Source organism: Sulfuricella sp. (assembly GCA_041651995.1).
Taxonomy (GTDB): domain Bacteria; phylum Pseudomonadota; class Gammaproteobacteria; order Burkholderiales; family Sulfuricellaceae; genus Sulfurimicrobium.
On the sequence record JBAZID010000019.1, the window covers coordinates 14740 to 27965 of the forward strand.

Below are 13226 nucleotides of genomic sequence, written 5' to 3' on the forward strand. Positions count from 1 at the left end.
GTGATAAAAACAACTAAATATCTTAACTTCACCCAACGAGCATTCTCCGGTAGAGTTCGAGGGTTCATTTTCATCAACCCATCAATAAAGTGTCAGCATGAGTACAAATAATCCAGATTCCGATCCATTCGCCTACATGGCCGAATTGCCGGACGGTTTATCCGAAGGCGAGAAAGCCGGGTTCGAGCAGCAGTTGAGTGAAAAACAGCATCAACTGGAGCGCGTTTCGGGCGCCGACACGATGGAACGTGCCCGCCTGCAACTGGACATCGCCGAAATTCTGGTTTTTCTGGAACGCAAGGAAGAAGCCTGGAAGTTGGCGCGGGAAGCCTTTGATATCTCGTTGCGGCATGAATCCTGGCAGGATGCCGTAGAAGCCTGCAATGTGCTTTACCAGACCGAACAGCCCGCCTCGATCCCCGCGCTGGGGATGGGCGTCTGGCTGGCGGTGACCTTCCCGGTCGAGCCCGAGCTTACCTATGCCATGCTGGAACACGTGGTCACTGAAACGCCAGCGCATTCGGATGGTGCAGCGCTTGCCGCGGTTACGACGCGCTATGTGATTGACATTCGCGCTGACGATGCGCAGCACGAGAACCTGAGCCTGCTGGCCAATAATCTTATTGCCCGCGTGGCCGCGCGCCACAGCAATGTGCGGGATCAGCAGGCCCTGGATGCCTGGATGGACAAGCTGGGCTTGCGCGATCCGCAAGTGTTTTTGCCCCGCTTGAGCCAGGTTGTGAATACCATCGCCGGGGACTCCTGGTGGTTTGACCGTAATGCCTTGCGCGATAAATTACCCCATTAGCCATCTCGCAGCCTGATCGGCAAGCTGGGTTAAAATCGGTTCTGCCAGTTAAATAAATCCCCTAGAGGTCTTCATGAACATCCGCACTGTCGCCACCACCCCATTCAACGACCAGAAGCCGGGCACTTCTGGCCTGCGCAAGAAAGTGAGTGCTTTTCAGGCTGCGCATTATCTGGAAAACTTCGTCCAGGCCATTTTCGACACCATTGCCGCCCCCTCGGGCAGCACGCTGGTGGTCGGCGGCGACGGCCGCTACTACAACCGCGAAGCCATCCAGGTCATTCTGAAAATCGCCGCAGCCAACGGCTTCGGCAAGGTGCTGGTGGGGCAGGGCGGCATTCTATCCACCCCGGCGGCTTCCTGCGTGATCCGCAAATACCGGACTTTCGGCGGCATCATCCTCTCCGCCAGCCATAACCCGGGCGGCCCGGATGGCGATTTCGGCATCAAGTACAACACCGCCAACGGCGGCCCGGCGCCGGAGAAGATCACCGACGCGATTTTCGCGCGCAGCAAGGCGCTGGAAAACTACCGCCTGGCCGACGCGCCCGACGTGGCGCTGGACCGGCCGGGTAGCTTCAGCCTCGGCGCCATGGCGGTGGAAGTGATCGACCCGGTGGCGGACTACGCTGATTTGATGGAATCCCTGTTCGACTTCGCGGCCATCCGCGCCTTGCTGCAAGGCGGCTTCCGTATCTGTTTTGACGCCATGCACGCGGTGACCGGCCCCTATGCCAGGGAGATCATCGAGCAGCGCCTCGGCGCGCCTGCCGGCACGGTGATCAATGGCGTGCCGCTGCCGGATTTCGGCCAGGGCCACCCCGACCCCAACCTGACCTATGCGCACGAGCTGGTCGAGATCATGTACGGCGATCATGCGCCCGATTTCGGCGCCGCATCGGATGGCGACGGCGACCGCAACATGATTCTGGGCAAGCATTTTTTCGTTAACCCATCCGACAGCCTCGCCGTGATCGCCGCCAATGCGGCGCTGGCGCCGGGTTATGCGAAAGGCCTGGCGGGCGTGGCGCGCTCCATGCCGACCAGCGGGGCGGCCGACCGGGTGGCCGCGAAGCTCGGCATTCCCTGCTATGAAACGCCGACCGGCTGGAAATTTTTCGGCAACCTGATGGACGCGGGCAAGGTCACCCTGTGCGGCGAGGAAAGCTTCGGTACCGGCTCCGACCATGTGCGCGAGAAGGACGGCCTGTGGGCGGTGCTGTTCTGGCTCAACATCCTGGCGAAGCGCGGCCTGCCGGTGGAGGACATCGTGCACCAGCACTGGGCGGAGTATGGCCGCAACGTGTACTCGCGCCACGATTACGAAGGCCTGCCGTCGGATGCCGCTTCTGAGCTGATGGCGCACCTGAAAAGCCAGTTTGCCAGTTTGCCGGGCCGGAAATTCGGCGGCTATACGGTCAAGCTGTGCGACGATTTCAGCTATACCGATCCCATCGACGGCAGCGTGAGCACCGGCCAGGGGCTGCGCGTCATTTTCGAGGACGGCTCGCGCATCGTGTTCCGCCTTTCAGGCACCGGCACCGAGGGCGCCACGCTGCGCATCTACCTCGAAGCCTTCGAGCCGGACGCGGCCAGGCAGAGGATGGATGCGCAGGAGGCGTTGTCCGGCCTGATCGCCATCGCCCACGAATTGTCCGGGCTCAAGGCGCGCACCGGGCGCGACCAGCCGACGGTGATTACCTGATTGGTGAGGCGTGAGGGGTTAGAGGTGAGGCGGAAAGTCAAAGTCATCGGCACCGAACCCGGTTTTTCCCCTTACCCCTCACGCCTCACCCCTAACCAAGGATTCAAATGAGTAATTCCTATTCCGATGCCTCCATCCGCGTGCTGCGCGGGCTGGAGCCGGTCAAGCAGCGGCCGGGCATGTACACGCGCACCGACAATCCGCTGCATATCCTGACCGAGGTGGTGGATAACGCCGCCGACGAGGCGCTGGCGGGGTTCGCCAAAGTGATCAGCGTGCGCCTGCATGCCGACGGTTCGGTTTCGGTTAGCGACGACGGGCGCGGCATCCCGGTCGGCATCCATCCCGAGGAGGGCGTGTCGACGGTCGAGGTGGTGTACACCCGCCTGCATGCGGGTGGCAAGTTCGACAAGAAGGCTGGCGGCGCCTACCAGTTTTCCGGCGGCCTGCATGGCGTCGGCGTGTCCGTGACCAATGCGTTGTCACAGCGCCTGGAAGTGTCGGTGACGCGCGAGGGCGGCGTGCACCATATCGTGTTTTCCGGCGGCGACGTGGTGGAGCCGCTGACGCAGATTCGCACCGCACCCAAGCGCGCTTCCGGAACTTCCGTGCGGGTGTGGCCGGATGCGCAGTATTTCGATAGCGGCGACATTCCGCCCGCCCAGCTCGAACGGGTATTGAAGGCCAAGGCGGTGCTGCTGCCGGGCGTGCGCGTGGTGCTGGCGATCGAGGACAAGGACGGCATTCTCAAGGAAGAGAAGGAATGGCTGTACCAGGACGGCCTGTCCGACTATCTCAAGTCGCAGCTGGCGGATTACCTGCTCGACGGCCTGTTCTGGAAGCTCGCCCGGTATGCGCCCGCCGGACATGAGTCCTTTGCCCAGGGCGAGGGCGCGGAATGGGTGCTGGCCTGGACCGAGGAAGGGCCGATCGTGCGCGAGTCCTACGTCAACCTGATCCACACGCCCGCTGGCGGCACGCATGAATCCGGCCTGCGCGACGGCGTGTTCAATGCGCTGAAGAGCTTCATCGACCACCACAGCCTCTTGCCCAAGGGCGTCAAGCTCACCGCGGACGACGTGTTCAGCCGCATTTCCTTCGTGCTCTCGACCAAGATGCTGGACCCGCAGTTCCAGGGCCAGACCAAGGAAAAGCTCTCGTCGCGCGACGCCCTGCGCCTGGTCGCCTCCATGGTGCGCGACCCGCTCGAACTGTGGCTCAACGAGCACCAGGAAGCGGCGAAAAGAATCGCCGATCTGGCCATCAAGGCCGCCCAGGTGCGCCAGCGCGCCGGGCAGAAGATCGAGAAGCGCAAGTCCTCCGGCGTGGCGGTGCTGCCGGGCAAGCTGGCCGACTGCCAGTCGGATAATCTGGAAGAGCGCGAGCTGTTCCTGGTCGAGGGCGATTCCGCCGGCGGCTCCGCCAAGCAGGGACGCAACAAGGATACCCAGGCCATCCTGCCCTTGCGCGGCAAGGTGCTGAACACCTGGGAGCACGAGGCCGACCGCATCTTCGCCAACAACGAGATCCACAACATCGCCGTGGCGCTCGGCGTCGATCCGCATGCGCCGGACGACACGCCGGACCTGACCGGCCTGCGCTACGCGAGGGTGATCATCCTGGCCGACGCGGACGTGGACGGCAGCCACATCCAGGTGCTGCTGCTGACCCTGTTCTACCGCCATTTCCCGGCGCTGGTGCGCACTGGCCGGGTGTGCGTGGCCCAGCCGCCGCTGTACCGCGTCGATGTCCCGGCGCAAGGCAAGAACAAGCCGGCGCGCAAGTTCTACTGCCTCGACGATGGCGAACTGGAAGGCACGCTCGACCGCCTGCGCGCCGACAAGGTGCGCGAGGGCGCGTGGCAGGTCTCGCGCTTCAAGGGCCTGGGCGAAATGAACCCGGTGCAGTTGTGGGAAACCACCCTCAACCCCGATGCGCGCCGCTTGCTGACCTTGCGAACGGACGATTTCACCGGCTACGTGCGCGAAGTGTTCAACAAGCTGATGGCCAAGTCCGAGGCAGCTTCGAGGCGGGCGTGGATGGAGGAGGCGGGGCATCTGGTAGAGGCGGACGAGTGATGTGTGTTCACCGTGTCTTAAAGGGTGTTCAAAACGAAGATCAAAGCAAGACGGTCTCTTTTTGGCAAGATTGAAAGTCGTATGGGGAGGTATGTATGAAGAAAACATGGGTTCTGGTCACGGTTTTTCCTTTTTTGCTCCTGGGGGCCGTGGGTAATGCCGGTCCTCTGGATCAGCTGAAGAATTTCAGGCTTGATCCGAAGTCCATTGCCAGGCCGAAACAGACCGCCGTGGAATTTCAGTTCTCGAATTTCAAACTGAAGCCGGATTCGGGCCGGGATTCACGTACCTGGACTGTTGACCTGCGAATCACCGAGTCGATCGAGAATGCATATCTGGTCAGGACCGTCTTTCAGAACCGGGGCGGAGAGGTGCTTTTTTCGGGGGACGACATCAATCTTCCGGCTGGCAATGCGGGCAAGACCTACCATTTGACGCGTCAGTTCCAGAAGAGTCCGGATGTCTCCGCCATTGTCTTTGAGGTGTTCAGCCAGGCTGAAAACAGGGCCGTGGCTTCGCAAAGCTTTCCCTTGTCAGCCGTGTCCTCTTACGACATGCAGGGAGCAACTTCTTCCAGCCAGCCCAACGTGCCGCAAAGGGTTCCGGACCGCAATGCAAACCTGAATACGGACATCGAGTATTCCCTGATATTTATGTCCGCGCAGGAGAAATTCCAGATACAGAACAACAGTGCTTATCCGCTGAAGGTCAGTGAAATGACGGCGAAGGCGAGATTTCTGGTGGGCATTGATGAAGATATCCCTGTTCGTTGCGATCCCAAGGAAATACAGCCGGGGAGAAGCGTCGTCTGCGAGTATTCAAACGTGCCCATGAGCTGCGCGACCCTGGCGGGGATAGATTTCAGATTCAAGCTCAACGGGGTTGTTTACCAGGAGGAGCTGAAATTCGATGCACCCGCTATCAGGAAGATAAGCAGCGAACCCGTTATCAGGATTGAGAAGGCAAAATCAACCGGGGGCCGGTCTGACATGAAGGGATCAGGTATAGCGCATGTCACGGTAAGGGGGAGTTACGTCAAGCAGGGCGCAAAGTTGACGATGAAAGCGTTCGTGAGTGTCGATAGCGATATGTTTCCTGTGGTGTTTGTTGGCCGTCAGGAAGATGACGGAATTCATGCGCAGATTGAAGTTGTCGGGTCGCGCGATACGGTTGCGCCGGACAAGTTCTGCTTCCGTCTCGCGGAAATTACCACCGACGACATGTGCGGTGGAGCAGGTGCGCTGCTTTACAGAAATCCGTTCAACAAAGATGAACTCAAGTATTCGCAGCCCTCCGGCCGCGAGGCAAATTATTTCTTGAATAATGCGCATTGCAAGTGAGCTGCCGGCAAAGAACTTGCCCACAGGTTTGACCGTAAATCCGGAATCGAAATCGACAACAGCAAGCCGGCGCGCAAGCCCACATGGGAATTCAGCAGCCTGGGCGAGTGAGTTTCAAAACAAGGGAAAACTGGTAGTATTGCCCCTGGATTTTTTGATGACAAATAATTAGGGAGTTCTCGCATGATACGTGGTGCGGTATTTCTGAACATGCTGCTGCTGTGCTGTGCGGCGGTTACGCCTGTATTCGCCATTCAGGGGTCTTTTCAAGGATCACAGCAGGATTCCAGCCTGTCCGGATCCTCGCTCTGCCTGTCATGTCATGATGGTTCGACCGCAAGAAATATGCATGCGCCAGACATTACACGCTGGGATTCACACCCCTTGGGCGTGATCTACCCGATCAGGGACGGATATCGTTCGCAATGGGAAGCCGAGCAGAGAGGCGTGGTCATTGTCGAGCAGATGGTCGAGTGCCAGAGCTGTCACTACCCGCACAACATGGGCCCCATGGGCGGCATGGGCGGCAAAACCAATCAGCCTTTTTTGCGCGTTGCAAACATGGGGAGCAACCTGTGTTTCGCCTGTCATGACAAATAGCCTTGGCCAGGGTTTATATCAACCCGTTCTTTGCATATCAATTTGCCTGGATATTTGATCGGCGGATGATTACAATGATTGCGTTGCAATCAATTGGGTGAGAAAAATGGCCAGCATTACGATCCGAAATCTCGATGACAGGCTCAAAACCAGTCTGCGCCAGCAGGCGGCGCGTCATGGCTGGTCGATGGAAGAAGAGGTCCGCCAGATCCTGCGCAGAGTAGTCATGCCTGCACAGGAGGAGGGCAGCTTTGCTCAGCGCATACATCAAAGGTTTGCAGAGCTTGGTGTCGATGAACTGCCGATTCCCGAACGCCAAGCCACACGACAGCCACCACAGTGGAATGATTCGTGAGCCAGCATTACCTGCTGGATACCAATATCCTGTCGGAATTGATGCGCCCCCAACCAGATGACAATGTACTGGCCTGGTTTGAGTGCCAACCGGACGCGGTGTTTGCGGTGAGTGTCATTGCCCGGGCGGAAATTCTGCTGGGCATCGCCCTTCTGCCTTCTGGCAGGCGGCGTGATGAACTTGCCAATGCGGCGGAACGGATGTTTCAGGAAGATTTTTCCGGACGTAGTTTGCCATTTGATGACAGGGCGGCAGATGAATATGCCGCGCTCGTGGCTGCTCGCACCCGTTCAGGCCACCCCATCAGTACTGAAGATGCGCAGATTGCCGCGATTGCGTTAATTCATGATCAGCGTCTGGTAACGCGCAATATCAAGGATTTTGCCGGCATAGCCGGATTGAGCATAGTCAATCCCTGGGGCGCACCATCGGATAATGTGAACAGGTAACGAGTATTTAGATGAAAGATGAAATCGACAACAATACCCCCGACCTGTTTCCGCACCTGGATGTAACAATGGAAGAGCCTCACGCTGAATTGCCGCCGCCCGAGCCACCACCGCCGACCGTGGATGTACTGGCCGAGGAGCCGCGGGACGACCTGGCGGACTACGCGAAAGCCGCTTATCTGGCCTATGCCATGGCGGTGTCCAAGTCGCGCGCCATTCCCGATGTGCGCGACGGGCAGAAGCCGGTGCAGCGGCGCATTCTCTACGCCATGCGCGAGATGGGCAACGAGCCGGACAAGCCGCACAAGAAATCGGCGCGCATCGTCGGCGACGTGATCGGTAAATACCATCCGCACGGCGACAGCGCGGTGTACGAGGCGGCGGTGCGCATGGCGCAGGATTTTTCGCTGCGCTACCCGCTGATCGACGGGCAGGGCAATTTCGGCAGCCTTGACGGCGATTCCGCGGCGGCGATGCGCTACACCGAGGTGCGCCTGACGCCGATTGCCCAGTTGCTGCTGGCGGAACTGGATCAGGGCACGGTGGATTTCCGCCAGAATTACGACGGCTCTTTCCAGGAGCCGGTGGTGCTGCCGGCGCGCCTGCCTTTCCTGTTGCTCAACGGCGCTTCCGGGATCGGTGTGGGCATCGCCACCGAGGTGCCGCCGCACAATCTGCGCGAAGTGTGTGAAGCGGCTGCCTGCATGGTGGAGTCGGCCGGTTTTACTGAGGCGCAGCTCCTCGACATGATTCCGGGGCCGGACTTTCCCGGCGGCGGGCAGATTCTTTCCAGCCCGCACGAAATCCGCAATGCCTATACCACTGGGCGCGGCACGATTGCAGTCAGGGCGCGCTTTGTGTTCGAGGAGATGGCGCGCGGCCAGTGGCAGCTGGTGATTACCGAGCTGCCGCCCGGCGCTTCGGCGGCGAAGGTGCTGTCCGAGATCGAGGCGCTCACCAATCCGCAGCCCAAGCTGGGCAAGAAATCCATCGATCAGGGGCAGACGCAAACCCGGACCCTGCTGCTGTCCCTGCTGGAAACGGCGCGCGACGAATCCGACAAGGAGCAGTCGGTGCGCATCGTGTTCGGGCCCAAGAGCTCGCGCATCGACCGCGACGAATTTGCCCGCACCCTGATGGCCTACACCAGCCTGGAAACCACGGTGTCGTTCAACCTGGTGCAGGTCGGGCTGGACGGCAACCCGATGCAGAAGTCGCTGTTCACCATCCTGAACGAGTGGTGCCAGTTCCGTGTCCGGACAGTCGAAAAGCGCCTGGGACACCGCCTCGGCAAGGTCAACGAGCGCATCCATATCCTGGAAGGGCGGCACATCGTTTTCCTCAATATCGACGAGGTGATCCGCATCATCCGTCACTCCGACGAGCCCAAGTCGGCCTTGATCGAGCGTTTCGCGCTGTCCGAGCGGCAGGCCGAGGATATCCTGGAAATCCGCCTGCGCCAGCTCTCAAGGCTGGAAGGCATCAAGATCGAGCAGGAAATCGCCGAGCTCAGGAAGGAGCAGACCAAGCTGGAATCCCTGCTGGCCAGCCCGGCGCGCATGAAGTCCCTGGTAGCGCGCGAGATCCGCGACGATGCCAAAAAATTCGGCGACGAGCGCCGCACCCTGATCGAGCCGTCAAGGCGCGCTTCCCTGTCCGAAGCCGCCGTGCTGGACGAGCCGGTGACCGTCATCCTCTCCGACAAGGGCTGGCTGCGCCAGCGCCAGGGGCATGGCGTCGATCTGGCGGCACTGTCCTTCAAGGAAGGGGACAAACTGTTCGCCGCGCTCGAATGCCGTTCGCCCGATGCGCTGCTGCTGCTCGGCTCCGACGGCCGCGCCTATACGCAGAGCGCCGCGCAGATTCCCGGCGGCAAGGGCGATGGCGTGCCCGCGGCTTCCCTCATGGGCCTGCAGGCGGGAACCCGGATCGTCGCCATGCTGACCGGCCAGCCGGAGGAGCAGGTGCTGCTGGCGAACTCCGGCGGCTACGGCTTCGTGACCACCATCGGTGACATGCTCTCGCGCCAGAAAGGCGGCAAGCTGATCATGACGCTCGAACCCGGCGAGCAGGTGCTGCCCCCGGCGCGCATCGCGCCCGGCGGCCAGCGCTACGTGGCCTGCGTGTCGGGCAGCGACCGGCTGCTGGTGTACGCGCTGAACGAAGTCAGGGCCATGCCCAAGGGCCGCGGCGTGATCCTGATGGGGCTGGAGGAGAAAGACAGCCTCAAGCTCACCTGCGTGTTCGCGGAGTCGCTCACCACCAAAGGCGTGCGGCGCGGCAAGGCCATCGAGGAAATGCCGCGCTTCGAGGTTGCTCGCCGTGCGCGCAAGGGCGTACAGCTCAATATGAAGGTGGAAGCGCTGTCTACGGTGATGGAAAAATCAGATTAGTCGATTCAGTGATTGATTTCCTTGATCTTTGGGCTGGCCTTCGCGTCAGCCCAAATTTTTTTATAGCCGAATTATTGCCCGAAATGAAGCGTATGATCGTATATAAGAACTTGCTAATATATTTGAGGCGATCATGAGCAACGAAGATAAAGCGGACCTTGCCGAACAGGCATACGAAAAAGCAGTCCGGTACGAACTGGACTACGGCTGCTGTCCACAGTGCGTCCTGGCCACGGTGCAGGAGACGGTGGGCATTATCGATGACAGCACCATCAAGGCCAGTCATGGGCTTTCCGGTGGTGGCGGGTTGATGGCACAGGGTGCCTGCGGCGCATTGACCGGCGGCCTGATGGCGCTGAGCGCGAAATATGGCCGGGATCGGGACAAGCTCGATAAAGGCCGTTGCATCAATAATTTCAAGAAAACCAGGGAACTGGTCGAGCGTTTTCGTCAGGAGTTTGGGGGTATTACCTGCGAAGATCTGCAAAAGCAGTTTACCGGCCGCACCTACGATATGTGGAATGCGGCGGAATATCAGGCATTCAGCGACGCGCGCGGCAAGCAGTGCGCTCACGCCACCGGCACGGTCACCAAATGGGTGGTCGAGATGATGAAGTGATGCGTTGCCTTGTGAACAGAATCAACTGCTTGTAATAAATCGACAGCACAATAGGGGTTCCGGTTCTATTCCAGTGGTGTCCGGGCATTCATAACAACAATTACCCAAACTGGAAATGCCATGTCCTCTGATACACAGTCTGTACTTTACATTCGCCTGCCGTGCTGGAAGATTTATCCGGGCGGCGTGATCTATGTCGCGGATTACATCCACAAGCAGCGCCCCGGCATCCGCCAGCATCTGCTGGACCTGGCCCTGGTTGCGCCCGCCGATCGCAAGCGCGTGGTGAAGGAACACCTTGAATCGCTGCGGCCGGACATCGTGGCTTTTTCCTGGCGCAACATGCAGTCCTTCGGCCCGCATCCGGAAGACGATGCGCTCGGCGTGGTGATGAATTTCGATTACTCGCCCAACTGGAAGCGCAAGCTCAAGGCCGCCAAGAGCGCGTTTTCCATCATTTACGACTACACCGCCAGCCGCCTGAACAACTTCGGTTACATGAAGCTGGTGCGCAAGATGCTGCCTTCAACGCGCATCGTGGTGGGCGGCACGGCGGTCTCCATTTTCGGTAAATACGTGGCCGAGAAATGCCCCAGCGACACGGTGATCGTGATCGGTGAAGGCGAGGATGCCATGCTCTCCATCGTCGATGGCTTCAAGGAGCCCGCCGGTGAGATTTACTACAAGAACCACGCCGGCCGCGTCGAGCATCGCCCGCGCGCCGAAACCTTCGACCTGCGCCAGCTGACGGCGGTGGATTTCCCCTATGTCGAATCGATTTTCCCCGAATTCCACAGCTACCTGAACGACGACATCGGCGTGCACACCAAGCGCGGCTGCCCGTTCCAGTGCCATTTCTGCCTCTACAACAAGATCGAGGGTGCGCATCAGCGCTACCGCGAGCCGCTCGAAATCGCCAGGGAAATCGAGGCGCTGAACCGGAACTACGGCGTCAAGCGCATCTGGTTTACCGACGCGCAATTCTGCTCGACCAAAAAGAGCACCGAACACGTCGGCCTGATCCTCGACGAACTACTGCCGCGCAAGCTGGACATCACCTGGTCGGGCTATCTGCGCCTCAACCACCTGACGCCGGAACTGGCGCAGAAAATGCTCGCCACCGGCCTCGGCAGCGTCGACCTGTCCTTCACCGGCTCGCAGGAGATCATCGACAAGCTGACCCTGGGTTATTCGCTGGAACAGCAGATGGACGCTTTCCGCATGTTCAGGAGCAGTGCGTATACCGACCAGAAAATCAAGCTCTACATGCCGCTCAACGCGCCGGGAGAAACCGTCCACACCCTGCGCATGACCATCGAAAAAATCAAGGAGCTGTACCAGATGTTCGGCCGCGACAACGTGCTGCCTTTTATCTTCTTCATCGGCATCCAGCCCAATACGCCAGTCGAAAAACTGTTGATCAAGCAGGGCTACCTGAAGCCGGACTACAACCCGCTTTCGCTCAACCCCTTCCTGATCAAGAAGCTGCTCTACAACCCGGAGCCGCTGGGACGCCTGATCGGTCGCGCTTACCTCGAAGCGGTCGATTCGCTCGATGCCAGCAGCGAATACATCGGCCGCCTGACCATGGAAATCATCGAGCGCGAACTGAACCGCATGCCCAGCGGTCACAAGAACCGCCCTATGGTCGCGCCCAGCTTGCCGGTGCTGAAACCACACGAGTGAGCCCGCGTAGGGCGCAATAACCAACGGGCATTGCGCCGCATGTAGCCTCGTTCCGCACGCCATCCAGGCGAGCCCCATCTTCCCCGGAGCGAGGCACCGTCTGCACCCATACGATGGTCGTTTCCTGAGCCGGAACAGGTGGAAGGTCGGCAACAAGCATGATTTCGTCTCCAGTCAGTTCAAATTACCGAGGGCGGTTTCTGCGCCGCCCAAGTGCCAGGCGCGCCGATTTTCTGGCATGGGGCGAGTATCGGGAGATTTTTCATGCGGCGCAATGCCCGTTGGTTATTGCGCCCTACGCGGGCTGGCCGGGGGTGGCGTCCACGAACCAACCGAAACCGGCGGCGTTATCGTCGAAAGTGATGGTGGGACCCGAGGTTTGGGCGACTGCGGTGCCGGGAAGGTCGGCGATGTTCAGCGTGATGAAGTTGCTGATGCCGGTGTAGGTCAGGAGGGGTTGGATGTCGGAGGTGTAGTCCGGGGCAGGGTTGAGGAAGATTTTCCAATGTCCGGGAATTTGTCCCGGAGTTTTGCAGGCCGGATTGTTCACTTCTCCGTCGTCAGCGGTGACCAGCAAGAAATACTGTAGCCTAACCTTATAGCCATTTCCTTCCACTTCCAGGATAAAGAAATCCTTTCCGGTATAACCGTCGTTTGGCACATATCTAGCTTCATTCCAGCCGGGATTTGGTTCCAAGGAACCGTGTGCAGGTTGCCGAATGACGCGAACTATTGCTGTCTCGGCGTCAATTTTTGCCTTATATGTATTGAAATACATATTGGCAACAATCGTTGAATAAACATCTACTTGGCTTGATCGGTTCAAATTCAATATTTCACACACCCCCAGGGTGGACAATCGTCCCGCTACGAGTTGCTGCCCGAGGTTCGCTTTCTCCGCCACCATAATAGTCGGCATGGAAGGCGGCATATCCGGTTGGTCTAAGACAAACATGGCGAACTCTCCTTGGTTTAAGCCCAGCCCGCGTAGGGCGCAATAACCAACGGGCATTGCGCCGCATGTAGCCTCGTTCCGCACACCATCCAGACGAGCCCCATCTTCCCCGAAGCGAGGCACCGTCTGCATCCATACGATGGGCGTTTCCTGAGCCGGAACAGGTGGAAGGTCGGCAACAAGCATGATTTCGTCTCCAGTCAGTTCAAATTACCGAGGGCGGTTTCAGCACCGCCCG

The 13226-nt window shown here is 59.5% G+C and carries 11 protein-coding genes; 10 read left to right on the forward strand and 1 reads right to left on the reverse strand.

From position 1 onward, the window contains the following. Positions 1 to 97: 97 nt before the first annotated feature. The 10 genes from WC392_14780 to WC392_14825 all read left to right on the forward strand — a co-directional run bounded on the left by WC392_14780 (position 98) and on the right by WC392_14825 (position 12033). Positions 98 to 808 carry a hypothetical protein gene (locus tag WC392_14780; GenBank protein MFA5243630.1) on the forward strand — a complete coding sequence of 237 codons (711 nt, stop codon included), beginning with the start codon at positions 98 to 100 and terminating at the stop codon, positions 806 to 808. Between the two features lie 73 nt (positions 809 to 881). Beyond that, a complete protein-coding gene (locus WC392_14785) occupies positions 882 to 2513 on the forward strand; it encodes an alpha-D-glucose phosphate-specific phosphoglucomutase (protein ID MFA5243631.1) in 1632 nt (543 codons plus the stop codon). Between the two features lie 107 nt (positions 2514 to 2620). Next, positions 2621 to 4591 (forward strand): DNA topoisomerase IV subunit B, encoded by a 1971-nt coding sequence (parE, locus tag WC392_14790; GenBank protein MFA5243632.1) that lies wholly within the window; start codon positions 2621 to 2623, stop codon positions 4589 to 4591. A gap of 95 nt (positions 4592 to 4686) precedes the next feature. Further along, positions 4687 to 5931: a hypothetical protein gene (locus tag WC392_14795; protein ID MFA5243633.1), complete on the forward strand. Its 1245-nt coding sequence runs from the start codon at positions 4687 to 4689 to the stop codon at positions 5929 to 5931. A gap of 183 nt (positions 5932 to 6114) precedes the next feature. Continuing rightward, positions 6115 to 6531, forward strand: coding sequence for a hypothetical protein (locus tag WC392_14800; GenBank protein MFA5243634.1), 417 nt, complete (start codon positions 6115 to 6117; stop codon positions 6529 to 6531). A gap of 106 nt (positions 6532 to 6637) precedes the next feature. After that, positions 6638 to 6886, forward strand: a complete 249-nt coding sequence (locus WC392_14805; GenBank protein MFA5243635.1) for a plasmid stabilization protein — start codon at positions 6638 to 6640, stop codon at positions 6884 to 6886. Then, positions 6883 to 7335, forward strand: coding sequence for a type II toxin-antitoxin system VapC family toxin (locus WC392_14810; protein ID MFA5243636.1), 453 nt, complete (start codon positions 6883 to 6885; stop codon positions 7333 to 7335). The genes WC392_14805 and WC392_14810 overlap by 4 nt, the downstream gene beginning before the upstream one ends. 11 nt (positions 7336 to 7346) lie before the next feature. Beyond that, a complete protein-coding gene (gene parC, locus WC392_14815) occupies positions 7347 to 9728 on the forward strand; it encodes a DNA topoisomerase IV subunit A (protein MFA5243637.1) in 2382 nt (793 codons plus the stop codon). A 133-nt stretch (positions 9729 to 9861) separates the two neighbouring features. Further along, positions 9862 to 10347 (forward strand): C-GCAxxG-C-C family protein, encoded by a 486-nt coding sequence (locus WC392_14820; GenBank protein MFA5243638.1) that lies wholly within the window; start codon positions 9862 to 9864, stop codon positions 10345 to 10347. 120 nt (positions 10348 to 10467) lie between these two features. Next, positions 10468 to 12033, forward strand: a complete 1566-nt coding sequence (locus WC392_14825; GenBank protein MFA5243639.1) for a radical SAM protein — start codon at positions 10468 to 10470, stop codon at positions 12031 to 12033. 295 nt (positions 12034 to 12328) lie between these two features. Here WC392_14825 and WC392_14830 read toward each other — a convergent pair whose 3' ends face one another. Beyond that, positions 12329 to 13174 (reverse strand): hypothetical protein, encoded by an 846-nt coding sequence (locus WC392_14830; GenBank protein ID MFA5243640.1) that lies wholly within the window; start codon positions 13172 to 13174, stop codon positions 12329 to 12331. Between the last annotated feature and the right edge of the window lie 52 nt (positions 13175 to 13226).